Below are 25437 nucleotides of genomic sequence, written 5' to 3'. Positions count from 1 at the left end.
TCATCCCCTAATATACCTTATGATAAAATAAGTACAGTTAAAAGCCAAGCCTTGTCCATTATAATCATTTGTTAAGATACATGTTAAGGAGAATAATTATGCATTTAAAAAGGTTGGAAAGTGTCGGTTTTAAGTCATTTGCTGAAAGAATTAAAGTAGATTTTGTACCAGGTATGACTGCTATTGTAGGTCCTAATGGAAGCGGTAAGAGCAATATAACAGATGCGATTCGCTGGGTGTTGGGAGAACAATCAGCTAAATCACTTCGTGGATCGAAAATGGAAGATATTATTTTTCAGGGAAGTGATACACGAAATAAATTAAATGTCGCTGAAGTAACCTTAGTTCTTGATAATAGTGATGGAACATTGCCCCTTGATTATGAAGAAGTAAGTGTTACTAGAAGAGTATATCGTTCGGGAGAAAGTGAGTTTTATATTAATAAACAGGCTTGCCGTTTAAAAGATATAATCGACTTATTTATGGATTCTGGATTGGGAAAAGAAGCATTTTCTATCATTAGTCAAGGACGAGTAGAAGAAATCCTCAGTTCAAAAGCTGAAGAACGCCGGGTCATTTTCGAGGAGGCAGCAGGTGTTTTAAAATATAAACAGCGAAAAAAGCAAGCAGAATTTAAACTTGCTGAGACAGCTGAAAATCTACATCGGGTTGAAGATATTATTTATGAAATAGAACAACAATTAGATCCGTTAAAAGAACAAGCAGAAACAGCAAAGGAATATAAAAGATTACGAGAAAAATTGAAACAACATGATATTTCACTACTTGTAACAGAAATTGATCATCTCCACCGTTCATGGAAACAGTTAAAGGCAAAATTTGAACATGATGAAACAGAAGAACTTCGACTTAAAACATATATCCAAAAAAATGAAGCTCTTATTTTAGAAAAACGCCATGCTATTAAACACTTAGATGGGGAGATTGAACAGCACCAAGCTGAGCTTCTTGAAATCACCCAAAAACTAGAACAAGCTGAAGGGCAGAAAAAGGTGCTTCACGAACGTCATAAACATGTTGCCGAAAATAAAGAGAAATTGATCATACAACAAAATGAAATAAATGAGCGCTGTAATGAACTAAAAATTCGCCTGGACCAAGAGGATAAAACACTACAAGGGCTTAAAGCGGAAAGAAATGAAATCAAAGTAAATGTTCGTGAGTTAGAAACGAAGCTATCCTATGATATTGAGGAGATCGAAAGCGAACTTGAACAGTTAAAAGCAGAATACATCGAATACCTAAATCGTCGGGCAGCAGATAGTAACGAAAAGCAATCAATTGAACAACAATTATCACAAATGGAAGTAAAAACAGGTAAATTAACTGAACGTAAATCATCGTTGGACCGTGTCTATAACCAACTAATTTTAAATAAGAAAACAGCCCAGCAAAATTTAACTCAATTACAAAAAGTTTATCAAGAAAACGAACAGAAACATCAGCGCTTAAAAAATGACATGCAAAAATTGACGCAAAACGTACAAGTAGCAAATGAAAAATTAATTCAAGGGGATCGTTACATCGATAAATTGAATTCAAAAAAAGAAATGCTAGAAGAAATGAAGAACGATTTTCAAGGTTTTTATCATGGTGCCAAATCTGTTTTACAAGCATGGAAAAAAGGCAATTTAAAGGAGATACATGGACCTGTTATTGATTTAATTTCAATTCCTCAACAATACACGTATGCAATTGAAACGATATTAGGTGGTCAAGCACAACATATTGTAACGACAGATGATATAGCTGCTAGAGGAGCGATTCAATGGTTAAAGGAAACAAATAATGGGCGGGCGACATTTTTACCGTTACAATCGATTCAAGAACGGTTTATTCCGAATCATCTCCGCCAGTTAGCAGAAGCTCATTCAGGCTATATCGGCATCGCTTCAGAACTTGTCCAGACGACAGAGCCTTTTCAAAAAATCATTGGACACTTAATGGGTCATGTGATTGTCGCAAGGACATTGAAAGATGCCAACGATATAAATCGGCTAACTGAACGTAGGTTTCGTATTGTGACCTTGGATGGGGACGTTGTATTTCCAGGGGGCTCTATGTCTGGGGGAGCTAAGCGGAAACAGTCACAATCACTTTTTACAAGAGATAGAGAGATTACACAATTAGCACATCAATTAACAGAGTTTAAAGAGAAACGAACTCAATTTGTTAACCAATTAGAAGAAAAACGCGAAACACTCACCCATCTAAAGGAAAGGGTACAAACACTTGAAAAGGGTTTGTATTCAGATTATCAACAAGTGCAAGAGGCTCACACTAAAGTGAAACAATTGGAAACAAAATTACTTACGACTGAGGAAAGCTTACATGTTTTTCAACTTGAACTTGATCAATCAACTGCCGATAGAGAGAATTTACAAAAACGAGCTGAAGAAATAACCGAACAGCTTCAGGAAACAAATGGAAAACTTAAATTGATCCATTCCCAGATTGATCAGTTAACTAAAGAAAAAGATTCTTTCTATGAAAATCAGGAAGAATTAAAACAAGCCTATCAAAAAGCGCGCATATTATTAGCTGAAAAAGAAGAACGGACAAAAAATCAATTTGCACAAACTCAATCAATAAAAGAACAGCTAGAAGCCTATGAACAGCAGTACGAAAAAACAAAATTTGAATTAAATAGCTTAACAAAAGCGAGCGAGTTGCAGCAATCTGAATCAAATCTTGTAACGACTATTAAACAACTAACCGAAAATAAAGGTCGTTTAATAAATGTATTACAAACAAAGCGAACACATCGCATGGAAGAAACAACACAAATTCAAGATCAAGAACGTGAATTAAAGGAAGAAGAGAAGCTATTAGAAAATCTTTCAAAGCAAGTGACAGAACATAAAGTCCAGTTAAACCGCTTAGATGTCGCTTTAGAAAACAGATTAAGTCACTTAGAAACTGAATATATCATTACCTTTGACAAAGCTCGTGAACTATATGGTCAATTAGAAGATGTCGAAGCTGGTAAACGTAAAGTCGACCAGATCAAAGCGCACATAAACCAATTAGGAACAGTAAATCTCGGTGCAATAGATGAATTTGAACGCATTCGAGAGCGGTATGATTTTTTGACAACACAACAAAAGGACCTGGTCGAAGCAAAACAAACATTGTATGATGTTATAGAGGAAATGGATACAGAAATGAAACGGTTATTTGATGAAACCTTTTCTCAAATAAGAGCGGAATTCAGTGTTGTATTTAAACAATTATTCGGTGGCGGACGTGCTGAACTTCAATTAACCGATCCTAAAAATCTATTAGACACAGGTGTAGACATTATTGCCCAGCCACCAGGCAAAAAATTACAAAACCTAGGGCTATTATCCGGTGGTGAGCGGGCACTGACCGCCATCGCTCTATTATTCGCTATTTTACGTGTTCGCCCGGTTCCATTTTGTGTCTTAGATGAAGTAGAAGCTGCATTAGATGAAGCGAATGTTGTGCGTTTTGCGAAATATGTTAAACAACATAGTCACGAAACACAATTCATTGTTATTACACACCGTAAAGGTACGATGGAAGAGGCTGATGTTCTATATGGTGTCACAATGCAAGAATCAGGTGTGTCGCGTTTTGTCTCCGTTCGCCTTGAAGAATCTGAGGAATTTATTAAAGTTTAAGAAAGGATGATTGTACAATGAGTTTTTTTAAGAAATTAAAAGATAAGTTTACGGGAAAGGAAACAGAAAAGGTATCAAAAAAATATAAAAAAGGAATGGAAAAAACGCGGCAAACTTTTTCCGGACGTATTAATGATCTTATTGCCCGTTACCGTAAAGTCGATGAAGATTTCTTTGAAGAGTTAGAAGAAGTGTTAATAACAGCAGATGTCGGTGTTATGACCGTTATGGATCTTGTTGATGAGTTGAAAATGGAAGTAAAACGTAGAAATATAAAAGAGCCCGAAGAAGTCAAATCAGTTATTTCAGAGAAGCTTGTTGATATTTATTATGGTGATGATGCAGATGAGGTTATTGAACAACTCCAACTTTCAGACGAAGGCCTATCTGTTTTATTAGTCGTGGGAGTTAATGGGGTTGGAAAGACGACATCGATTGGAAAATTAGCCCATCGCTTGAAACAAGAAGGAAAGCATGTTGTTTTAGCTGCTGGTGATACATTCCGTGCTGGGGCAATTGAACAATTAGAAGAATGGGGTAAACGAGCAGACGTAGAAGTAATTAAACAGAGAGAAGGAAGCGATCCTGCTGCTGTTATCTTTGATGGTATTCAAGCCGCTAAGTCACGAAATGCGGATGTCTTAATTTGTGATACAGCCGGTCGCTTACAGAATAAAGTGAATTTAATGAACGAGCTATCTAAGGTAAAGCGAGTTATCGAACGTGAGGTTCCAGGTGCTCCACATGAAGTACTATTAGCACTCGATGCGACAACTGGACAGAATGCTCTTAGTCAAGCTAAAACATTTAGTGACGCAACAGATGTAACAGGGATTATATTAACAAAGCTTGACGGAACAGCAAAAGGGGGTATTGTATTAGCTATTCGTCATGAGCTCAATATTCCTGTGAAATTTGTTGGCTTAGGTGAACAAATGGAGGATTTACAAGTTTTTGATCCTCATGCGTTTGTATTTGGATTATTTGCTGATATGGTTGAAGAAGAGGAAGATGAATCAAACGAATGAGCAAGACTTGACAAGATATCTTCTTTATAGCTATTATTATGTAAAGGATTTTCACTTAACAAGGAATGAGTGATATGTTAGAACGAACGACACGTATTAATTTTTTGTTTGACTTTTATCATCCGCTTTTAACTGATAAACAACGAATATATTTACAAATGTACTATTTAGAAGACTATTCGCTCGGTGAAATATCCGAAATACATGGGGTTTCTCGTCAAGCCATATACGATAATATTAAACGAACTGAAAAAATGTTGGAAACTTATGAACAAAAACTTCGCTTATATGAAAAATTCCAAAAGCGAAGCCGCTTACTCCAAGAACTCGAAACAGTTGTACATGAGAAAGATATTGTTGGAGCACGTGAGTTATTGAAACAAATAAAAGATTTAGGTTAGGAGGGCATTTTATGGCATTTGAGGGATTGGCTGAACGATTACAAGATACGATAAAAAAAATTACTGGTAAAGGGAAAGTATCTGAACAAGATGTTAAAGAGATGACACGTGAAGTTCGGCTTGCTTTATTAGAAGCAGACGTGAACTTTAAAGTCGTTAAAGATTTAATTAATCGTATTAAAGAACGTGCTGTTGGTCAAGAAGTTATGGAGAGTTTAACTCCCGGACAACAAGTTATTAAAGTTGTGAAAGAAGAATTAACAGAATTAATGGGGGGCGAACAAAGTAAAATCGCTGTGGCTGATCGACCACCTACTGTTATCATGATGGTCGGTCTACAAGGTGCAGGTAAAACGACGACTTCAGGTAAATTGGCTAATTTGTTAAGAAAGAAATACAATCGCAATCCAATGCTTGTTGCCTGTGACGTCTACCGTCCAGCTGCCATTGACCAATTACAGACATTAGGTAAACAGTTGGATATGCCTGTTTTTTCAATGGGAACAGACGCCAACCCAGTCGATATTGCAACGAAAGCGATTGAAGAGGCAAAAGAACAACATCGCGATTACGTTATTATTGATACGGCAGGACGTTTACATGTTGACGAAAATTTAATGGATGAACTCATCGATATTAAAGGGCAAGTTAATCCTGATGAAATATTCCTCGTTGTTGATGCAATGACTGGACAAGATGCGGTTAATGTTGCGGAAAGCTTTGATGAAACATTAGATATTACAGGTGTTGTTTTAACGAAATTAGACGGAGATACACGTGGGGGGGCAGCCCTTTCTATTAAAGCTGTTACTGGTAAACCGATTAAGTTTGCTGGTATGGGTGAGAAATTAGATCAATTAGAGCCTTTCCATCCAGATCGCATGGCCTCTCGGATTTTAGGAATGGGTGATGTCCTGACATTAATTGAAAAGGCCCAGACAACGGTTGATGAAAAACAAGCACGTGAGCTTGAAGAAAAAATGCGTACCATGTCGTTTACATTTGATGACTTTTTAGAGCAAATGGGTCAAGTGAAAAAAATGGGCCCATTAGAAGATTTATTAACGATGATTCCTGGTATGAATAAAATGAAAGGTCTAAAAAATGTACAAATCGATGAAAAACAGCTCGATCATGTCGAAGCGATTGTTTATTCGATGACGAAAGAAGAACGTCAACAACCAGAAATTATGAATGCAAGCCGGAAGAAACGGATTGCAAAAGGGTCTGGTACTACCGTTTCACAAGTCAACCGTCTGCTTAAACAATTTAATGAAATGAAGAAAATGATGAAGCAAATGACGAATATGCAAAAAGGCAAAAAAGGCAAAGGATTTAAATTTCCTTTCATGTAATGTAAAAACACTTTACAGCCTCTGATATTTCTGATACAATTTAAAACTGTGAAAACCAAATCAAGGAGGTGGCTAAATCATGGCAGTAAAAATTCGCATGAAACGTATGGGTGCAAAACGTAACCCGTTTTATCGTATCGTTGTAGCCGATTCACGCTCACCACGTGATGGTCGCTCCATCGAACAGATTGGAACGTACAATCCTGTTAGTGAACCAGTTGAAGTAAAGATTGACGAAGATAAAGCTTTACAATGGCTTATGAATGGTGCACAACCGAGTGATACTGTTCGTAATCTTTTCTCTAAGCAAGGCATCATGAAAAAATTCCACGATCAAAAAAATCAAAAATAAGAGTGTGATATCATGAAAGCCCTGATTGAAACGATTGTTACGCCTTTAGTTGATTATCCAGAACATATTTCTGTGACAAAATCGGAAGAAGATCGGAAAATCGTTTATCATCTAACAGTCAATGAAAAAGATGTTGGGAAAGTCATTGGTAAAAATGGTCGCATAGCTAAAGCCATTCGTACGCTTGTCTATGCGAATAAAACCAATACGAACAAACGCATTTATCTTGATATTATGTAAGGGAGAGGGAAGATTCCCTTTCCCTTTTTAATATCATATTTTGTGTAAAAGGGGCTGCGTATAGTGAAGATTATTAAGAAAGTCCAAGTTAAACAAATTGTCACCGAAAGGAGTAAAAAGAAATTACAAGATCGGTTTCACCACCATAAAATGCGACTTGAACAAGAGTGCCAACAACTCCTATTTGAACAGCGTAAACTAGAGAATAAAGCGATCTTATCTAAAAGGGAAATCAATGAACGATTTCACCAAGAAATATCCAATCGTAAAGAAAAGATGAAATTAATTGACTTTAAACTTGAACAATTAAAGATGATCGAAATCGGTAGTGAAATCATTGAAAATGAAGTTGAAGCTCTTGTTGAAGTAAAAGAAGGAACGCATTGGGAAGAGTTTATGAAAGAACAAGCGATTGTTTTAAAAGATGATATCGTCATACGAATTGATAAGTAGTGGGTGAATAATATATGGATAAACAATTCTTCGTAGTCGGTGAAATTATTAATACTCATGGAATAAAAGGTGAATTAAAAGTCGTTAAAATCTCTGATAAAGATAATCGATTTAACCCTGGGACACAATTATATCTATATCCTAAAGAAAGCCCTGTTTTAGAGGTGACAATTGAACAACAACGCCTTCACCGGAACTACCATTTACTTAAATTTGCTGGGTTTAATCATATTAGTGAAGTCGAACCCTTTAAAGGTGGGCTATTAAAAATCTCTGCAGATCAAATGGAAGAACTAGAAGAAGGAGCGTACTATTATCACGATATTATCGGTTGTGATGTATTCACATTAACACAAGAAAAAATCGGATCAGTCACAGATATAATAGCAACAGGGGCTAACGATGTATGGGTTGTTAAAGGTACAAATCAGCGGGAAATTCTCATTCCTTATATAGATGATGTTGTTAAGACAGTGAATATTACAGAGAAAAAAATAGAGATTGATCCAATGGAAGGATTGTTAGAGTAATGCATATTGATATATTAACGTTATTTCCTGATATGTTTACAGGTGTGTTTCAATCCTCTATACTACAGAAAGCATTAGAAAATAATAAGTTTACGTATAATCTAGTTAATTTTCGGGATTATACGGAAGACAAGCACCATAAAGTAGATGATTATCCATATGGTGGTGGGGCTGGTATGGTGCTAACACCACAGCCGATTTTTGATGCTGTTAAAGCACAAACAGCAAAAACAAACACTAAACCTCGTATCATCCTCATGTGTCCACAAGGTGAAACATATACACAGGAAAAAGCTGAAGAGCTTGCACAAGAAGACCATTTACTAATTATTTGTGGTCATTATGAAGGTTATGATGAGCGTATTAGAGAACATCTTGTTACTGATGAAATATCGATTGGTGATTATGTCTTAACTGGTGGGGAACTTGGGGCAATGGTTGTGATTGATAGTGTCGCTCGATTATTGCCTGGCGTTTTAGGAAATAAACAATCAGCAACTGAAGATTCTTTTTCAACAGGATTATTAGAACATCCACACTATACACGCCCTGCTAATTTTCGTGGAATGAAAGTCCCTGAAGTTTTACTATCGGGTCATCATGAGAAAATTGCAACATGGCGGAGAGAACAATCACTAAAACGCACATGCGAAAGAAGACCAGACTTATTAAAGGATGTTCCATTAACTGACGCAGATAAACAATTTTTAAATAAAATAATAAACAAGTAATTTGTAGTTGAATTCACTGATATGATATGGTATATTAATTTGTGTGCTTGAGTTCAATACTCAAGTCGAAAAACGATGTTCCGCTGTTCCTTAGTGAATGATGAACATTTGGTTTGGAAGGAGTGAAGCAGGATGCAACAATTAATTCAAGAGATTACGAAAGAACAACTTCGTACAGATCATCCTGATTTCCGTGCTGGAGATACAGTTAAAGTGCATGTTAAAGTCGTTGAAGGAAGCCGTGAGCGTATTCAGGTATTCGAAGGCGTTGTAATTAAACGTCAAAACGGCGGGATTAGTGAGACATTCACTGTAAGAAAGATTTCATACGGTGTAGGTGTTGAACGTACATTCCCATTACATTCACCACGCGTTGATAAAATTGATGTTGTACGTCGGGGAACTGTTCGCCGTGCGAAACTTTACTATCTACGTAATTTACGTGGTAAGGCTGCACGTATTAAAGAACGCCTTTCATAAATGGCGAAGCTTTTTTGAACAGACCAAGTATAACAACGAGGTACAAAGAGGAGCTTAGCATCATTGCAGGCTCTTTTTTTGTATCTGAAATATAAAAATGGCAATAAATAGTTGAAATCATGTGACTTAGTAGACTACAATATGATTGTAGGGAGTGTACTTGTCGGAGGTAAATTCATGAAAAAACAAAAGAGTGACTGGTTTGACTGGATTAAAGCTTTATTAATAGCTGTAGCGGTTGCTTTTGTCATCCGCACCTTTTTTTTCATTCCGATTATTGTTGATGGACCGTCGATGTTACCGACGTTACATGATCGCGATCAAATGATTGTCAATAAATTTTCCTATCGGATTAAAGAACCGGAGCGATTTGATATAGTCGTTTTCCACGCATCTGATAAAAAAGACTTCATTAAACGCGTCATCGGTTTACCTGGTGAACATGTTGCTGTCATAGATAATGTCTTATATATTGATCATGAACCTGTTGAAGAACCGTTTTTAACCGAATTAAAGGAAAATATGAAACCATATCAAATTCTTACAGAGGATTTTCGGTTAGAAGATCTACCTGGTGCCTATGATGTCATACCTGAACATCAAGTGCTTGTCCTCGGTGATAACCGTGGTAATTCTGTGGATAGTCGATCAATTGGACTCATATCAATGGATCAAATTGTCGGTAAAACAAGCCTTATTTACTGGCCAATGGATCGTATGCAAATTGTTGGAAAGTAGGAATAGATATGACGATACAATGGTTTCCTGGCCATATGGCTAAAGCGAAAAGAGAAGTACAAGAAAAATTAAAATTAGTTGATTTTGTGATGGAATTGGTAGATGCACGTGCACCACAATCATCGCAAAACCCATTATTACGCGATATATTACAGGAAAAGCCAAAAATGGTTATACTAATGAAGAAAGACTTAGCAGATGATCAACAAACAAAAAAATGGCTTCATTATTTCTCTAGTAAACATACACCAGCTGTAGCAATTAATGTTAACCATAAGCCAGATATCCAAAAAGTAATCGAGCTAGCCAAATCATTAGGACAAAAAAACTTGGAAAAATTGCAAAAGCGTGGAGTACAAACGAGACCAGCCCGTGCTATGATTATTGGAATTCCTAATGTAGGGAAGTCGACATTAATTAACCGGCTTGCTAATAAAAAGATTGCTAAAACTGGAGATCGCCCTGGTATAACCAAACACCAAACCTGGATTAAAGTTAAAAGCGATTTTGAACTGCTAGACACACCGGGAATACTATGGCCAAAGTTTGAGGATCAAACAGTCGGCTATCGTTTAGCTGCTATTGGAACAATAAAAGATCATCTATTATCATTACAAGATATAGCTGCTTTTGTTATGACATATTTACAAGATCAGTACCCTTCATTGATTAAACAACGTTATGGAATTGATGCTGATATGGAAGATATGTGGGATGTATTTGAGAGAATAGGGAAAAAGCAAGGTGCCCTAGAGAGCGGTGGCCATGTCAATTTTGACCGGGTAGCTGAAATTGTTTTGAATGATTTAAGAACGGGTCGAATCGGTAAGATAACATTTGAACAAGCAGAATAATAGGCATTTATCTTCGGATGGATGTCTTTTTTAGTTTAAACAAAGCCATTGTAAACCGATATAATGAAAGAGGAGAAACATGAACATGAAAAAGCAAACAATAGCAGAAATTAAGTCATTATTATCTGAAGAAAAGGTCGATCATGAATTTCTTAATGTATTAAAACATGATGAACGAAAAGGTGTACAAAAGCTTTTACAATCATATCGTCGCCAACATCAAAAAAAAATTGAATTAAAAAGGCGCTTTGAATACATGTCACATTTTGAAAAAAAATGTCGGAAAGCTGGCTATCATCTGATTGCAGGAATTGATGAAGCAGGGCGGGGACCATTGGCAGGTCCGGTTGTTGCGGCTGCGGTTATTTTACCGGTAGAGTTTGAATTACTTGGGCTTAATGACTCGAAACAATTATCAGAAGCAAAGCGATTAGACTATGATACATATATTAAAGAAAATGCGATTGCTTACGGTATTGGTATAGTACATCAAGATCAAATAGATGAGCTAAACATTTTGGGAGCAACTAAACTCGCCATGAAACGGGCTTTACACGCATTAACACCAGAAGCTGATTATGTTTTAATTGATGCTGTCTCGCTGTCACATTTACCTATCCCGTTTCGAGCTATTAATAAAGGTGATGAACAGAGCATCTCAATTGCCGCAGCGAGTATTCTAGCTAAAGTGACTCGAGACAAATGGATGAGTAAAATTCATCAAGAATATCCGATGTATGATTTCGCATCAAATATGGGGTATGGTACAAAGCACCATTTAAATGCATTGGAAAGGTATGGGATTTCACCCTATCACCGGAAGTCCTTCGCCCCAGTTAAAAAATATTTAAAAGTCTAATCGTTCAAAAGGAGAGGCTAGAAGATGAGTATAAATGAAATAAAACAATTGACTCATCCATATCACTTAACATCACAAAGAACACAGTTAAAAAAAGGTGATATCATACGTGGGAAAATTCTTCAATTAATGCCTAATCAAACCGCTAAAATACAAATCGGATCACAGCACGTGACAGCCCGACTTGAAGCCCCACTTGTGAGTGGTGAGCGATATTTTTTTCAAGTTGAACAAACGAGCCACCCTTTCCATCTAAAAGTGATGCAGATGCAAGAACAAAGTGAAACAACAAAATCAGTTCAAGAATTGTTACGTCAAATAGACCTTACTCCTACAAAGGAGATCGTCCACTTAACGAATTTTTTGATAAAGTCACAAATACCAATACAAAAACAAATGATTACGATAGCTAGTCAATTGTTAGCTCAATCAACAAACAAACCACTAACAATGGATATTATAAAACAGATGATCGCTAGACACATCCCAATGAAGCCGTCTATCTTCAAAGCATTACAATCAAATGCCTTGTATCATATAGATGATTTGATTAAATCAGTTATCAATCAGCCTAAACATTCTCTTATACCAATTGAAGAGGGATTGGTCACAACGTTAAAATATTTAACAGAACGCCCCGTTACTGGACTCGAATTGCTGATTGATCAAATAAAGACAGATATTAGAACAAACGACAAGCATGTCTTCCAGCTATTTAAAGCACTAGGTGTCATAAATAAAGAAACGAGCTTTCAAAAGTGGCTAATAGAGTGGACGCGTTTCTTTTCTAAAGAGAAACCTTTATCTCACATTCCATTTTCATTGAAAGATGGGAAAATATTTCCCAAATTTGATTTAATCGTTCAACATAAGGGTGATATACAACAAACGTTTCAACAAATCATCCAGTCAGATACATCAATTGATAGAATATCACCACCACTTCCTAAGATTATCCAAACACTATGGACGAATATACATAAATTTTCATCTAGTAAACAAGAACTACAGTCAATATTACATATGCTAACTCATGATGCTGTATATGATCGATTAAAGGTAATGACACAAATATATAAAGCCAGCAACACCTTTCATTCATCCTCTCTCAAAAGTCGCTTTCTTACCCATGTTAATCAAACAATTGATGAACTCGGATTAGCTTATGAGCATCAATTAATCTCATCGGGGCGAATGAATAGTCAGACAGTAAAAGGACTACTTTTACAAATCATAGAGAGCGGCATAGGCAATAAAGAGCTATATCAACAACTATTAAACGTAATGAACGGGACACAAATATTATCACTACATGAAACGAATCAAATGGTCAATGTTTCGCTTCAATTACCAGCTGAAAAACTTGGCCTCACTGGATCGATGAAGGTTGATATATCGGGTAAGAAAAAAGCGGATGGAAAGCTTGATGAAGAATTTTGCCGGGTTTTATTTTACCTTAATTTAACATCGCTACATATGACTGTGATCGATATGTTTGTCCAAAAACGAACCATTTCTTTAACAGTTTACAATGATAATACACTGATTTCAAAAATAGCACCGTCCTTTGAAGGAAAACTAAAAGTTGCTTTAAATGAAATAGATTATCACCTGTCTAATATTGCATATAAACGATTTAACGACGGTAATCAGAAAGAAAATAAGAACACGCCATTAAATATCTTTTCAGAAAACTTAAAAGGGGTGGATTATCGTATATGAGTCATAAAAGAAAAAAAGCAGCAGCACTTTCATACAAACAGGAACTAGCAATAGCTCCAATTGTATCAGCTAAAGGAAAAGGCATCGTAGCGGACAATATCATTAAAAAAGCAAAGGAAAACAATGTTCCTATTATCGAGGATGCTTCACTTGTTGAAATATTATCTGAAATAAATATCAATGAGACGATTCCTCCGACGTTATTTGAAGCGGTTGCAGAGGTGTTTGCATTTATTTATCAAGTAGATCAAGAGGCTAAGCAACCAAAAGATGAATGAATGGATCGTACTTTTAAAAGAATTATGTCGCTTTTTAGCTCATATTCTTGTTTATTATACAATTATTTACTACAATAGAGGTGCAGTGAATAGATTGGAGGCTATAAGATGAACATTCATGAGTATCAAGCAAAAGAAATCTTACGAAACTATGGCGTAGTAGTTCCAAACGGTTATGTTGCGTATTCTGTCGATGAAGCAGTAGAAGTCGCAAACAAGCTCGACAGCTCTGTAACCGTTGTCAAAGCCCAAATCCATGCGGGTGGACGTGGAAAAGCAGGCGGTGTTAAAGTCGCAAAAAGCATCGATGAGGTGCGTACATATGCAGATGAGATACTAGGTAAAGTATTAGTGACGCCGCAAACCGGTCCTGAAGGTAGAGAAGTAAAACGGTTATACATTGAAGAAGGATGCGATATTAAAAAAGAATATTATGTTGGTATCGTATTAGACCGTGCAACATCACGTGTTGTATTAATGGCATCTGAAGAAGGCGGTATGGATATTGAAGAAGTTGCCGCAAAAACGCCTGAAAAGATTTTCAAGGAGACGATTGATCCTGTTGTAGGATTAATGCCATATCAAGCAAGAAGACTTGCTTTCAATATTAACATTCCTGAAGAATCGATTTCAAAAGCAGTTAAATTTATGATGGGTCTTTATAACGCTTATATTGATAAAGATTGCTCAATCGCTGAGATCAATCCACTTGTAGTAACAGGGGACGGGGATGTATTAGCACTTGATGCTAAAATGAACTTTGATGATAATGCGTTATTCCGTCACAAAGATGTTCTTGAATTACGTGATTTAGATGAAGAAGATGAAAAAGAAATTGAAGCTTCAAAATATGATTTAAGTTATATCGCATTAGACGGTAATATTGGTTGTATGGTTAATGGAGCAGGTTTAGCCATGGCAACGATGGATATTATCAAACATTATGGTGGCGATCCAGCTAACTTCTTAGATGTAGGTGGCGGTGCTACAGCAGAAAAAGTAACCGAAGCATTCAAAATTATTTTATCTGATTCGAATGTAAAGGGAATCTTTGTCAACATTTTTGGTGGAATTATGAAATGTGACATTATTGCTGAAGGTGTTGTGCAAGCAACTAGAGAAGTTGGCCTAGAGATTCCATTAGTTGTTCGCTTAGAAGGAACAAATGTTGAGTTAGGTAAGAAAATTTTAAATGAATCAGGTTTAAATATTACTTCTGCAGACTCTATGGCAGATGGTGCAGAAAAAATCGTATCAATGTTAAAATAGATTGAGTAAATTTTTGTGTTCAAGGAAAGGACGGTTAAACCATGAGTGTATACGTAAATAAAGATTCCAAAGTCATTGTTCAAGGAATTACTGGAAGTACAGCAAGATTCCATACGAAGCAAATGCTAGAGTACGGAACAAAGATTGTTGGTGGCGTGACACCTAAAAAAGGTGGTACAGAAGTTGAGGGTGTTCCTGTATTTAATACAGTTCAACAAGCAGTTGAAAAAACAGGTGCAACTGTCTCAGTTATCTATGTACCGGCTCCCTTTGCAGCAGATGCAATTATTGAAGCTGTCGATGCAGAACTTGATTTAGTTATCTGTATTACAGAACATATCCCAGTTTTAGATATGGTTAAAGTTAAGCGATATATGGAAGGTAAAAAGACTCGACTAATCGGTCCAAACTGCCCAGGTGTCATTTCGGCTGATGAATGTAAAGTTGGTATTATGCCAGGATACATTCATAAAAAGGGTCATATCGGTGTCGTTTCACGTTCTGGCACATTGACATATGAAGCCGTTCACCAACTATCACAAGCTGGTTATGGTCAAACATCTGCAGTTGGTATTGGTGGGGACCCAGTTAATGGAACAAATTTTATTGACGTTCTAGAAGCGTTTAATAATGACCCTGAGACAGAAGCTGTTGTAATGATCGGTGAAATTGGTGGAACAGCTGAGGAAGAAGCTGCACGTTGGGTAAAAGAAAACATGACGAAACCTGTTGTCGGTTTTATTGGTGGTGTAACAGCACCTCCTGGTAAACGTATGGGCCATGCTGGTGCCATTATCTCAGGTGGACAAGGTACTGCCCAAGAGAAAATTCGTGTTATGAATGAATGTGGTATTAAAGTAGCAGAAACACCAGCTGTCATTGGTGAAACAATGATTAAAGTTTTAAAAGAAACAGGGCTAGCTGAAAAATGTAAAACACATTAATATTTATGGATAAAGGAATCTGAGAAATCATGCAGATTCCTTTATCTAATATAAAGGAAGTGATGAATGGTTGATTAATAAAAGACGTTATCGTTTGTTATTTTTATACTATTGTGGCATATCAAGGCAAATGATTAAGCGAATTCTTCAACATGACCCTACAATGTCCCTCATCTACTATTTAACACCTTCGGAAATGCATCAATTATTATCAATATCAATGGAGAAAGCAGTAAGGCTTTATAAACAGTTACATCAACGAAATATTGTAAAACAGATTTTTTCAGACGAGAAAGAATTTCATATTTTAACGATATTTGATGATAAATATCCAACCCAATTAAGAGAAATTCCTGACCCACCCCTGGTATTATTTGCGATTGGCAATTTAAATCTCCTAAGAAATCATCGAACCATTAGTGTCATCGGTACAAGACACCCTTCTGAGGAAGCGCATCAAAAAATAGATCATATTGTAAGACCGTTAATATTAAATGGCTGGGTGATTGTCAGTGGTATGGCCATTGGAATAGACAGTATGGCACATATTGCTACATTAACGGAAAAAGGAAAGACAATAGCAGTGCTTGGTAGTGGTCTAAATCATATCTATCCAAAGCGCAACCAAACACTTTTTCACTCAATCGCTAAACATGGATTAGTAGTAACAGAATATTTACCAGAAACACAACCAAAACCTTATCAATTTCCGGAAAGGAATCGCATCATAAGTGGTTTAAGTTATGCAACTTTAGTAATAGAAGCAAAAGAAAAAAGTGGGACATTAATTACGGTTGATCAAGCGTTAGATCAGGGAAGAGAGGTCTATGCAGTTCCGGGCTCTCCTCATTTACCTGAAACAATCGGCTGTCATAAAATGATTCAAGAGGGTGCTAAACTTGTAAAAGACGTATCAGATATCGATATGGATTGGGAAGAATTTGGAAGGGAATGGTTGCAACCGTAACGATATTATTGCAAAATGGATATGGACTTGTTTGACAAAAGTGATATAAATATATATATTAGTGAAGATTTCAATACACAATTAATTATACAGAGATGAATATGAATTTATTTATATGAATGTTTTTGTTATAGGCAGTACTGTCTTATTCTAGGAGGAATAACATGTCAGAATATCTTGTGATTGTAGAATCCCCAGCAAAGGCAAAAACAATCGAACGCTATTTAGGAAAGAAATACACGGTTAAGGCGTCGATGGGGCATGTCCGCGACCTACCTAAAAGTCAAATGGGTGTTGATGCGGACAACAATTATCAACCGAAGTATATTACGATACGAGGAAAAGGTAGTATTTTAAAAGAATTAAAATCATCAGCTAAGAAAGCAAAAAAAGTCTATTTGGCAGCGGACCCTGATCGTGAAGGTGAAGCAATTGCTTGGCATTTAGCACATGCACTAAAAATTGATGAAGAATCTGAATGTCGTGTTGTTTTTAATGAGATTACTAAAGATGCAATTAAAGAATCTTTTAAACATCCACGTACGATTAATATGGATTTAGTAGATGCTCAACAAGCGAGACGAATATTAGACCGACTTGTTGGTTATAATATCAGTCCGTTATTGTGGAAGAAAGTTAAAAAGGGCTTAAGTGCGGGTCGTGTACAGTCCGTTGCCTTAAAGATGATCATCGAACGTGAGAATGAAATAAAAAACTTCAAACCAGAGGAATATTGGTCCATTACCGCTAATTTTGAAAAAGACAAGGAAATGTTTGAAGGATCCTTTTATGGGATTAAAGGAAAGAAAAAAGAGCTCGCAAATGAAGAAGATGTCCAACACATTTTAAGCCGATTAACTGGTAAACAATTTGCCATTGAAAAAGTTAATAAACGTGAAAGACGTCGACATCCAGCAAAACCGTTTACAACATCATCATTGCAACAAGAAGCAGCTCGTAAACTAAACTTTCGTGCGAAGAAGACGATGATGGTTGCGCAACAATTGTATGAAGGAATTGACTTAGGTAGAAAATCCGGGGGAATAACTGGACTAATCACATACATGAGAACAGATTCGACCCGGGTATCAAATGTTGCCGTACAAGAAGCAGAAAAATATATCAACAACACATTTGGTTCATCATATGTCGGCAAAAATGGCAAGACAGCTAAAGCTAAAGGAGCACAGGATGCTCATGAGGCCATACGACCAACATCTGTTATGAGAAATCCTGACACACTTAAGGATACATTGTCTCGTGATCAGTATCGTTTATATAAATTAATTTGGGAGCGCTTTTTAGCTAGCCAGATGGCTTCAGCGGTTATGGATACAATGACCGTTCATATGCTAAATAATGATGTTGAATTCAGAGCAACAGGTTCTAAAGTGAAATTCCCAGGATTTATGAAAGTGTATATCGAGGGCAAAGATGATCAAAAGAAAGAAGACAATAAATTTTTACCTGATTTAGAAGAGGGTATGGTTATTGATGCCAAGGATATTACACCGAATCAGCATTTTACACAGCCACCACCTCGTTACACTGAGGCTAGGCTTGTACGTACAATGGAGGAAAAAGGCATCGGTCGCCCATCAACATATGCACCAACATTGGATACGATTCAAAGACGTGGTTATGTAACAATTGATCAAAGAAGATTCTTTCCAACAGAACTTGGTGAAATCGTGATTGATTTATTAAAAGAATTCTTCCCTGAGATCATTGATGTCGATTTTACAGCCAAAATGGAAACAGATTTAGACTCAATTGAAGAAGGAAAAAATAATTGGGTTGATATTATTGATGATTTTTATCAGGATTTTAATAAAAGGTTACAAGTTGCGGAAAATGAAATGGCAAAAATTGAGATTAAGGATGAACCAGCCGGTATTGATTGTGAAAAATGTGCGCATCCGATGGTTTATAAAATGGGCCGCTATGGAAAGTTTTTAGCTTGTTCAAACTTTCCTGATTGCCGTAACACAAAACCAATTCTAAAGAAAATCGGTGTCAAATGTCCGAAATGCCAAAAAGGCGAGATTGTGGAACGTCGCTCTAAAAAACGTCGCCTATTTTATGGCTGTGATCAATATCCAGACTGTGATTTTGTATCATGGGATAAACCAATTGCCCGAACTTGTCCAAAATGTGACAATTTACTAGTCGAAAAGCGAACAAAAAAACAAACGCAAATTAAATGTACATCATGTAACTATACAGAGGAACCAGAAAACTAATTAAAGCCACCTTTTACAGGTGGCTTTTTAGGTTAAATAACAATTGTCAAACATTCCGCCAATACACTCTTTTAAAACTATTAGTTTGTTTTAGTTGACTAATTATTTATAAACAGATATAATTTTTTATTGGTGCCATGTGAAAACACTTGACACCATAAACTGTTCGTATATATAACAGAGATGAATGTAAATTAAATTTATCCTTTCATCTAAAACGGAATGCAAGTTCGGTTCTGAATTTTGTTACAATTATGTTAAATGCATTGCATTTTTAATTAATCTGTGTTATTATTTAATCGCTGTTCAAAGAGGTGAGAATTTGGTCAATTATCAAACATGTTGTACGATGTTTATCGAGTATTTGCAAATCGAGAAGAATGCTTCCCCGTTCACATTGAAGTTTTATACAGATGATTTAAAAACGTTTTTCTCGTTTCTTGAAGAGGAACATATTCAAGACTTGAACAATCTTAATGAACGCGATATTCGAATATTTTTGACCGATTTATATAAAAATCAATTGAGCAGAAGAACAGTTTCGAGGATATTATCTTGTTTGAGAAGTTTTTACCGCTTTTTAGAAAGAGAGGGGTTTGTTAGTCAAAATCCGTTCATACATATTTCACTACCCAAACCAGAAAAGAAACTGCCGAGTTTTTTGTATCAAGAAGAACTGGAGAAGCTCTTTCATGTCAATGATTTGACAACACCATTAGGTCAGCGTAATCAAGCGCTTCTCGAGCTGCTTTATGCAACGGGTATTCGGGTAGGAGAGTGTGTGAAGTTACATCTTAATGATATCGATTTTGATATTGGAACTATATTTGTTACCGGAAAAGGTAATAAAGAACGTTATGTTCCTTTTGGTACGTTTGCTGCCGATGCCTTAAAACGATATATAGAAGATGGAAGGATTACCCTTTTAGAAAAAGCGAAATCAAAAACAGATTGCCTATTTCTTAATGCTAGGGGTCAACCATTAACAGATCGTGGTATCCGACTCATTTTAAATGAAATGGTAAACAAAACATCATTAACAATCAATGTGTATCCTCACAAGCTTAGACATACATTTGCGACTCATATGTTAAATGCAGGAGCAGATTTACGAACAGTTCAAGAATTGCTCGGACATGAACATTTATCAACAACACAGATTTACACACATGTAACAAAAGATTATTTACGACATGTTTATATGAACAGCCACCCACGAGCGAAAAAGAAGTAGCAAAATAAAAGGGGTGAAAGACATGCTTGATATGCATGCGACGACAATCTTTGCCATTCATCATAATGGGGAAGCCGCGATGTGTGGAGATGGTCAAGTGACAATGGGTAATACTGTTGTTATGAAACATACAGCTAAAAAGGTTCGCAAATTATTTAATGGCGAAGTTTTAGCTGGATTTGCAGGCTCTGTTGCTGATGCTTTCACATTGTACGAAAAATTTGAAGCTAAATTAATAGCCTATGATGGGAATTTGTCTAGAGCAGCTGTTGAGCTTGCGAAAGAATGGCGTAGTGATAAAGTTCTTCGAAAGTTAGAAGCTTTATTAATTGTCATGAATAAAAAAGAAATGTTTTTAGTATCGGGAACTGGGGAAGTCATACAACCAGATGATGGAATTCTCGCCATCGGTTCAGGTGGTAATTATGCTTTAAGTGCAGGGAGGGCATTGGTTCGACACGCCAAACATCTACCCGCCAAAGAAATTGCTGTAAAGGCTATGGAAATTGCAGGGGAAATATGTGTATATACTAATGATCAACTTACATTAGAAGTTCTCGATTCATGAGGAGGTCAAAGTAAAATGATGATGAACTATACTCCAAGACAAATCGTAGAACAACTTGACCGTTATATCATCGGTCAAAAAGATGCGAAACGATCTGTTGCTGTTGCACTGCGTAATCGCTACCGACGAATGCAGCTAGAAGATAGTATGCGAGATGAAATTATCCCGAAGAACATTTTAATGATTGGTCCAACTGGTGTTGGTAAGACTGAGATTGCCAGACGTTTAGCTAGTTTAGTAAGTGCGCCATTCATTAAAGTAGAGGCCACGAAATTTACTGAAGTCGGTTACGTTGGCCGTGATGTAGAATCAATGGTTCGTGATCTAGTAGAAATGTCAATCCGCATGGTAAAAGAAGAGAAAATGGCGGAAGTGAAGGAAAGGGCAGAACAAAAAGCGAATCAAAAATTGGTTTCTTTACTTGTTCCACAAGCGAAGAAACAGAATCAAATCAAAAATCCATTTGAAATGCTTTTTACTGCTGGACAAGAAGGCAATGATCAAGATGACGAGCAAATCGATTCAAGCATACTTAGTAAGAGAGAACAAGTTAAACGGTTACTTGCTTTAGGTGAGATGGAAGAGCACCTTGTTACAATAGAAATTGAAGAAACACCACCATCCCTGTTTGATATGTTGCAAGGTTCTGGAATGGAACAAATGGGGATGAACATGCAAGATGTGTTCGGTAAATTTATGCCGAAACAAACAAGGAAACGCAAACTTCCAGTATCTGAAGCAAGGAAAATTTTAACACAACAAGAAGCCCAGAAATTAATCGATATGGATGAAGTAGCACGTGATGCCATTGAGCGTGCAGAGCAATCAGGGATTATCTTTATCGATGAAATTGACAAAATTGCTGGTAAAGAAGATTATTCACCGAACGTTTCACGTGAAGGTGTACAAAGGGATATACTCCCTATTGTTGAGGGATCTACTGTTATAACAAAACATGGACCAGTAAAAACGGACCATATGTTATTTATTGCAGCAGGCGCTTTTCATATGGCAAAGCCGTCAGATTTAATCCCTGAATTACAAGGTAGGTTCCCAATACGAGTCGAATTAGAAAAACTTTCTGTTGAAGATTTCAAGCGTATTTTAAAAGAGCCATCAAATGCCCTTTTAAAACAATATCAAGCTTTATTAAAAACGGAAGGTATAAATCTTGTCTTTATTGACGAGGCTATTGAAAGCATTGCAAAAATTGCGTATCAAGTTAATCAAGATACAGATAATATTGGAGCTAGAAGACTTCATACGATTTTAGAAAAGCTTTTAGAAGATTTATCGTTTGAAGCACCAGATATCAATATGGATACCGTAGAAATTACGGCAGAATACGTTAACCAGAAGCTTCGTGATATAGCTACGAATAAAGACTTAAGTCAATTTATTTTATAACCCTATAAAAACATTTTAAAGTAGAGGATGGAGGATTATTATGGATTTATTAACTCGTGCAAGAAAAATTAACTCAATGTTACAGAAAGTTACAGGAAAATCAGTTGACTTTAATAATATGGCAGCTTTGCTAAGAGACGTTATTAAAGGAAATGTGTTCATCGTTTCTAGACGTGGAAAATTATTAGGCTTTGCAATCAATCAGGAAATCGAAAATGAAAGAATGAAACAAATGCTAGAAGAAAGACAATTCCCACAAGATTATACAGACAGTTTGTTTAATATTCATGAAACAACATCAAACTTAGATATCGATAGTCCATATACTGTATTTCCAGTTGAAAATCGTGATCTATTCAAAAATGGATTAACGACAATTGTGCCGATTATCGGTGGTGGTGAGCGTCTAGGTACCCTCATCTTAGGAAGCTTAACAGAAGAATTTAATAATGATGATCTATTACTTGCTGAATACGGTGCCACTGTTGTTGGTATGGAAATTCTTCATGAGAAAACAGAAGAAATTGAAATGGAAGCACGTTCTAAAGCAGTTGTTCAAATGGCAATTAGTTCATTATCATATAGCGAACTTGAAGCAATTGACCATATCTTTGAAGAATTAAATGGTAAAGAAGGTCTTCTCGTCGCAAGTAAAATTGCCGACCGTGTAGGTATTACACGTTCAGTTATCGTAAACGCACTTCGTAAATTAGAGAGTGCAGGCGTCATTGAATCAAGATCACTAGGAATGAAAGGAACATATATTAAAGTATTAAATGATAAGTTCCTAGTAGAGTTAGATAAATTACGTTCCCGCTAACAATACGATCAAAGCCGATTGCTAATATGTCAATCGGCTTTTTTATTTTGGGCTACTTTACAACTAAGACATAAGTCCTGGATGCATCGTAATAGTCAAAAAACATCATCTGTTCAATATATTTTATGATTAAATTAGGTATATTCACATAGTTAATTACAGTAATGTTAAATTTTATACATAAATTATATGATATAAGTCATGTAATTTAGTTATAATGTAGATAACAATGGCAAACTATTGATAAAAAATGCTGTTATTTTTTAACTTAAAAAACATAATAGGACTAAAGTAACAGTGGTATATAACTATTTACACGGATTTATATGATTTTCATCGTAATAAAATAGACTTTATACTCAAATTAATCTACAATAAACGTAGAACATGAGCATATTTTGTCGAATTATGTAATTTTTAGTAAATAAAATGATTAAACTGTGACAAAATAACTATTTATGGTAATTTTAGTAATAATTGTGATAAAAGGAGTGTAGAAGATGATTTATGGTAAAACATTTGAAGCCCTCGGGAAATCCTTGGACTATGCGATTCGGAGAAATGATCAGATAGCAGCAAATGTAGCCAATGTTGATACGCCGAATTACAAAGCGAAAGATATTGCGTTTAAAGATATTCTCAATGAAAAGCTAGGGAGCTCTTTGCCAGCAAAACGAACACATGAGAAGCATCTTCCATTCCACACTGAAACACATACATATCGCACATTTAAGAAAAAGAACTTGCAGTATAATCACAATGGTAACAATGTCGACATCGATAAAGAGATGGCCAATTTAGCGAAAAATCAAATTTATTATCAAGGTTTAGTAGACCGTATTAACGGTAAGTTTACCGACCTGCAAACAGTGATTAGAGGAGGGAGATAATCAATGAGTATTTTTACGGGATTTAATGCGAGCGCAAGTGCTTTAACAGCACAAAGATTAAGAATGGATGTTGTCTCATCTAATCTTGCTAATAGCCATACGACGCGAGCAACTGTCAATGCTCAAGGTGAATATGAACCATATCGGCGGAAATTAGTTCATATGACACCGACAAAGTCATTTAAAAGTTTCCTACAACGGGCAACGGATTCTAATGACGTGACCCAAGGTGTTCGCGTTCAAAGGATAGTAACAGATCAAACACCTTTTAAAATGGTCTATCGTCCAGAACACCCAGATGCTAATGAAAATGGTTATGTTGAAATGCCTAATATTGATCCACTAAAAGAAATGGTGGATCTGATGAGTGCAACACGTTCATATGAAGCTAATATAACAGCATTAAATGCAAGTAAAGGTATGTTGATGAAAACGTTAGAAATCGGGAAATAGATTGGAGTTATAGCGATGAATATATATTCAAATCACATACAAGCTTTAAATCATCCAATTCAAATGAAAGAAAAACAGAATCAAATGGATAGGTCAACTGATTTTGCTCAGGTCCTAAAATCTACCATTGAAAAAGTAAATAATGCTCAACTTTTGTCTGATACGAAGACAGAAGCATTGGCAAAAGGAAAAATTGAACATTTGCATGATGTGATGATTACGGCACAAAAGGCAAGCATTGCCTTAGAAACGACTGTCCAAATTCAAAGGAAAGTAATCGATGCCTACAATGAAATCATGAGAATGCAAGTATAAATATTAAATTCAAAGAATCAATTATTCATGGAAAAAATCACAGTCAATTGTTAATGGCTGTTTCCAGCACGGTTTGAATTTGGCGGGGGTTTTGTTTGTATGAAAGAAAAATTGAATGGATATATCAGTAAGATAAAAGTGTTCTGGCAGAAACGGACAAAAAGTCAAAAAGGAATTTTTATCGGCTCAACTATAGCGGTCATTGCACTAATAATTACAATCGGATACTTTACATCAAAATCTAACTTTACACCGTTATACAATAATCTATCGATGCAAGAAGCAAATCAAATTAAGACAGAATTGGATGCGCGGGGCATCCCATACGAGCTAGAAAATGGTGGGAAAACGATAAATGTACCAGAAACCGAGGTCGATAACTTACTTGTTGAATTGGCTGGACAAGGGATACCGAGTAGCGGAAACATCGACTACTCCTTCTTTTCAGAAAATACATCCTGGGGAATTACTGATAATGAATTCAGTATGTTGAAACTGGATGCTATGCAAACAGAATTAGCTAACCTCATAAAAGGTATTGACGGCATTCAAGATGCTCAAGTGATGATTAACATACCTAAAGACCCATTGTTTGTAAATGAAGAAACCGAACCTGCAAGTGCATCAATCGTATTACATAC

At 36.1% G+C, this 25437-nt stretch carries 27 protein-coding genes; all 27 read left to right on the top strand.

Features of this window, described 5'->3' with window-relative positions; all coding sequences use genetic code 11:
• Positions 1 to 98: 98 nt before the first annotated feature.
• Complete coding sequence (smc, locus tag VIG73_RS02490; RefSeq protein WP_331638979.1) at positions 99 to 3665, top strand: chromosome segregation protein SMC; 3567 nt, start codon at positions 99 to 101, stop codon at positions 3663 to 3665.
• 17 nt (positions 3666 to 3682) lie between these two features.
• Positions 3683 to 4693: a signal recognition particle-docking protein FtsY gene (gene ftsY / locus VIG73_RS02485; RefSeq protein WP_331638978.1), complete on the top strand. Its 1011-nt coding sequence runs from the start codon at positions 3683 to 3685 to the stop codon at positions 4691 to 4693.
• Positions 4694 to 4767: 74 nt separating this feature from the next.
• Positions 4768 to 5094: a putative DNA-binding protein gene (locus tag VIG73_RS02480; protein WP_331638977.1), complete on the top strand. Its 327-nt coding sequence runs from the start codon at positions 4768 to 4770 to the stop codon at positions 5092 to 5094.
• Between the two features lie 11 nt (positions 5095 to 5105).
• A complete protein-coding gene (ffh, locus tag VIG73_RS02475) occupies positions 5106 to 6449 on the top strand; it encodes a signal recognition particle protein (RefSeq protein ID WP_331638976.1) in 1344 nt (447 codons plus the stop codon).
• 79 nt (positions 6450 to 6528) lie between these two features.
• Positions 6529 to 6801: a 30S ribosomal protein S16 gene (rpsP, locus tag VIG73_RS02470; protein WP_331638975.1), complete on the top strand. Its 273-nt coding sequence runs from the start codon at positions 6529 to 6531 to the stop codon at positions 6799 to 6801.
• Between the two features lie 12 nt (positions 6802 to 6813).
• Positions 6814 to 7041: a KH domain-containing protein gene (locus tag VIG73_RS02465; RefSeq protein WP_146935639.1), complete on the top strand. Its 228-nt coding sequence runs from the start codon at positions 6814 to 6816 to the stop codon at positions 7039 to 7041.
• A 63-nt stretch (positions 7042 to 7104) separates the two neighbouring features.
• Entirely contained in the window at positions 7105 to 7494 is a 390-nt protein-coding gene (locus tag VIG73_RS02460) for a YlqD family protein (protein WP_331638974.1), read from the top strand.
• Between the two features lie 14 nt (positions 7495 to 7508).
• The gene (gene rimM, locus VIG73_RS02455) at positions 7509 to 8024 is read left to right on the top strand and encodes a ribosome maturation factor RimM (protein WP_331638973.1); all 516 of its coding nucleotides are present in this window, start codon (positions 7509 to 7511) and stop codon (positions 8022 to 8024) included.
• Positions 8024 to 8755 (top strand): tRNA (guanosine(37)-N1)-methyltransferase TrmD, encoded by a 732-nt coding sequence (gene trmD / locus VIG73_RS02450; RefSeq protein WP_331638972.1) that lies wholly within the window; start codon positions 8024 to 8026, stop codon positions 8753 to 8755. Before rimM ends, trmD begins: the two co-directional genes overlap by 1 nt.
• Positions 8756 to 8887: 132 nt before the next feature.
• Positions 8888 to 9235, top strand: a complete 348-nt coding sequence (gene rplS / locus VIG73_RS02445) for a 50S ribosomal protein L19 (RefSeq protein ID WP_331638971.1) — start codon at positions 8888 to 8890, stop codon at positions 9233 to 9235.
• 177 nt (positions 9236 to 9412) lie between these two features.
• Complete coding sequence (gene lepB / locus VIG73_RS02440; protein WP_331638970.1) at positions 9413 to 9973, top strand: signal peptidase I; 561 nt, start codon at positions 9413 to 9415, stop codon at positions 9971 to 9973.
• Positions 9974 to 9981: 8 nt separating this feature from the next.
• Positions 9982 to 10827, top strand: coding sequence for a ribosome biogenesis GTPase YlqF (ylqF, locus tag VIG73_RS02435; protein ID WP_331638969.1), 846 nt, complete (start codon positions 9982 to 9984; stop codon positions 10825 to 10827).
• Positions 10828 to 10912: 85 nt separating this feature from the next.
• Positions 10913 to 11686, top strand: a complete 774-nt coding sequence (locus VIG73_RS02430; protein ID WP_331638968.1) for a ribonuclease HII — start codon at positions 10913 to 10915, stop codon at positions 11684 to 11686.
• Positions 11687 to 11710: 24 nt separating this feature from the next.
• Complete coding sequence (locus VIG73_RS02425; protein WP_331638967.1) at positions 11711 to 13408, top strand: hypothetical protein; 1698 nt, start codon at positions 11711 to 11713, stop codon at positions 13406 to 13408.
• Positions 13405 to 13686 (top strand): EscU/YscU/HrcU family type III secretion system export apparatus switch protein, encoded by a 282-nt coding sequence (locus VIG73_RS02420; RefSeq protein WP_331638966.1) that lies wholly within the window; start codon positions 13405 to 13407, stop codon positions 13684 to 13686. The genes VIG73_RS02425 and VIG73_RS02420 overlap by 4 nt, the downstream gene beginning before the upstream one ends.
• A gap of 108 nt (positions 13687 to 13794) precedes the next feature.
• Entirely contained in the window at positions 13795 to 14955 is a 1161-nt protein-coding gene (sucC, locus tag VIG73_RS02415) for an ADP-forming succinate--CoA ligase subunit beta (RefSeq protein ID WP_331638965.1), read from the top strand.
• A gap of 41 nt (positions 14956 to 14996) precedes the next feature.
• Positions 14997 to 15899 (top strand): succinate--CoA ligase subunit alpha, encoded by a 903-nt coding sequence (gene sucD / locus VIG73_RS02410; protein WP_331638964.1) that lies wholly within the window; start codon positions 14997 to 14999, stop codon positions 15897 to 15899.
• Between the two features lie 70 nt (positions 15900 to 15969).
• Entirely contained in the window at positions 15970 to 16866 is an 897-nt protein-coding gene (dprA, locus tag VIG73_RS02405) for a DNA-processing protein DprA (RefSeq protein WP_331638963.1), read from the top strand.
• 164 nt (positions 16867 to 17030) lie between these two features.
• On the top strand, positions 17031 to 19109 hold the full coding sequence (gene topA / locus VIG73_RS02400; protein WP_331638962.1) for a type I DNA topoisomerase: 2079 nt from the start codon (positions 17031 to 17033) through the stop codon (positions 19107 to 19109).
• Positions 19110 to 19458: 349 nt separating this feature from the next.
• The gene (gene xerC, locus VIG73_RS02395) at positions 19459 to 20343 is read left to right on the top strand and encodes a tyrosine recombinase XerC (RefSeq protein WP_331638989.1); all 885 of its coding nucleotides are present in this window, start codon (positions 19459 to 19461) and stop codon (positions 20341 to 20343) included.
• A 22-nt stretch (positions 20344 to 20365) separates the two neighbouring features.
• Positions 20366 to 20911: an ATP-dependent protease subunit HslV gene (hslV, locus tag VIG73_RS02390; protein ID WP_331638961.1), complete on the top strand. Its 546-nt coding sequence runs from the start codon at positions 20366 to 20368 to the stop codon at positions 20909 to 20911.
• A gap of 15 nt (positions 20912 to 20926) precedes the next feature.
• On the top strand, positions 20927 to 22318 hold the full coding sequence (hslU, locus tag VIG73_RS02385) for an ATP-dependent protease ATPase subunit HslU (protein WP_331638960.1): 1392 nt from the start codon (positions 20927 to 20929) through the stop codon (positions 22316 to 22318).
• Between the two features lie 40 nt (positions 22319 to 22358).
• Positions 22359 to 23138, top strand: coding sequence for a GTP-sensing pleiotropic transcriptional regulator CodY (gene codY / locus VIG73_RS02380; RefSeq protein WP_331638959.1), 780 nt, complete (start codon positions 22359 to 22361; stop codon positions 23136 to 23138).
• A gap of 500 nt (positions 23139 to 23638) precedes the next feature.
• Entirely contained in the window at positions 23639 to 24028 is a 390-nt protein-coding gene (gene flgB / locus VIG73_RS02375; protein ID WP_331638958.1) for a flagellar basal body rod protein FlgB, read from the top strand.
• 3 nt (positions 24029 to 24031) lie between these two features.
• Complete coding sequence (flgC, locus tag VIG73_RS02370) at positions 24032 to 24481, top strand: flagellar basal body rod protein FlgC (protein ID WP_331638957.1); 450 nt, start codon at positions 24032 to 24034, stop codon at positions 24479 to 24481.
• A 15-nt stretch (positions 24482 to 24496) separates the two neighbouring features.
• The gene (gene fliE / locus VIG73_RS02365; protein ID WP_414648360.1) at positions 24497 to 24796 is read left to right on the top strand and encodes a flagellar hook-basal body complex protein FliE; all 300 of its coding nucleotides are present in this window, start codon (positions 24497 to 24499) and stop codon (positions 24794 to 24796) included.
• Between the two features lie 99 nt (positions 24797 to 24895).
• Positions 24896 to 25437 (top strand): flagellar basal-body MS-ring/collar protein FliF (gene fliF, locus VIG73_RS02360; RefSeq protein ID WP_331638956.1); only part of this gene is annotated, 542 nt, incomplete at its 3' end.

The sequence above is a fragment of the Cerasibacillus sp. genome, assembly GCF_036516575.1.
Lineage (GTDB): Bacteria > Bacillota > Bacilli > Bacillales > Amphibacillaceae > Cerasibacillus.
The sequence above is the reverse complement of the archived record's forward strand: the minus strand, read 5'-3'. Positions and strand labels throughout refer to the sequence as shown.

Excerpts from the sequence above, each read along its gene's own strand:
- smc (WP_331638979.1), top strand. The coding sequence starts at position 99 with ATGCATTTAAAAAGGTTGGAAAGTGTCGGTTTTAAGTCATTTGCTGAA.
- ftsY (WP_331638978.1), top strand. The coding sequence starts at position 3,683 with ATGAGTTTTTTTAAGAAATTAAAAGATAAGTTTACGGGAAAGGAAACA.
- VIG73_RS02480 (WP_331638977.1), top strand. The coding sequence starts at position 4,768 with ATGTTAGAACGAACGACACGTATTAATTTTTTGTTTGACTTTTATCAT.
- ffh (WP_331638976.1), top strand. The coding sequence starts at position 5,106 with ATGGCATTTGAGGGATTGGCTGAACGATTACAAGATACGATAAAAAAA.
- rpsP (WP_331638975.1), top strand. The coding sequence starts at position 6,529 with ATGGCAGTAAAAATTCGCATGAAACGTATGGGTGCAAAACGTAACCCG.
- VIG73_RS02465 (WP_146935639.1), top strand. The coding sequence starts at position 6,814 with ATGAAAGCCCTGATTGAAACGATTGTTACGCCTTTAGTTGATTATCCA.
- rimM (WP_331638973.1), top strand. The coding sequence starts at position 7,509 with ATGGATAAACAATTCTTCGTAGTCGGTGAAATTATTAATACTCATGGA.
- trmD (WP_331638972.1), top strand. The coding sequence starts at position 8,024 with ATGCATATTGATATATTAACGTTATTTCCTGATATGTTTACAGGTGTG.
- rplS (WP_331638971.1), top strand. The coding sequence starts at position 8,888 with ATGCAACAATTAATTCAAGAGATTACGAAAGAACAACTTCGTACAGAT.
- lepB (WP_331638970.1), top strand. The coding sequence starts at position 9,413 with ATGAAAAAACAAAAGAGTGACTGGTTTGACTGGATTAAAGCTTTATTA.
- ylqF (WP_331638969.1), top strand. The coding sequence starts at position 9,982 with ATGACGATACAATGGTTTCCTGGCCATATGGCTAAAGCGAAAAGAGAA.
- VIG73_RS02430 (WP_331638968.1), top strand. The coding sequence starts at position 10,913 with ATGAAAAAGCAAACAATAGCAGAAATTAAGTCATTATTATCTGAAGAA.
- VIG73_RS02425 (WP_331638967.1), top strand. The coding sequence starts at position 11,711 with ATGAGTATAAATGAAATAAAACAATTGACTCATCCATATCACTTAACA.
- VIG73_RS02420 (WP_331638966.1), top strand. The coding sequence starts at position 13,405 with ATGAGTCATAAAAGAAAAAAAGCAGCAGCACTTTCATACAAACAGGAA.
- sucC (WP_331638965.1), top strand. The coding sequence starts at position 13,795 with ATGAACATTCATGAGTATCAAGCAAAAGAAATCTTACGAAACTATGGC.
- sucD (WP_331638964.1), top strand. The coding sequence starts at position 14,997 with ATGAGTGTATACGTAAATAAAGATTCCAAAGTCATTGTTCAAGGAATT.
- topA (WP_331638962.1), top strand. The coding sequence starts at position 17,031 with ATGTCAGAATATCTTGTGATTGTAGAATCCCCAGCAAAGGCAAAAACA.
- xerC (WP_331638989.1), top strand. The coding sequence starts at position 19,459 with ATGTTTATCGAGTATTTGCAAATCGAGAAGAATGCTTCCCCGTTCACA.
- hslV (WP_331638961.1), top strand. The coding sequence starts at position 20,366 with ATGCTTGATATGCATGCGACGACAATCTTTGCCATTCATCATAATGGG.
- hslU (WP_331638960.1), top strand. The coding sequence starts at position 20,927 with ATGATGATGAACTATACTCCAAGACAAATCGTAGAACAACTTGACCGT.
- codY (WP_331638959.1), top strand. The coding sequence starts at position 22,359 with ATGGATTTATTAACTCGTGCAAGAAAAATTAACTCAATGTTACAGAAA.
- flgB (WP_331638958.1), top strand. The coding sequence starts at position 23,639 with ATGATTTATGGTAAAACATTTGAAGCCCTCGGGAAATCCTTGGACTAT.
- flgC (WP_331638957.1), top strand. The coding sequence starts at position 24,032 with ATGAGTATTTTTACGGGATTTAATGCGAGCGCAAGTGCTTTAACAGCA.
- fliE (WP_414648360.1), top strand. The coding sequence starts at position 24,497 with ATGAATATATATTCAAATCACATACAAGCTTTAAATCATCCAATTCAA.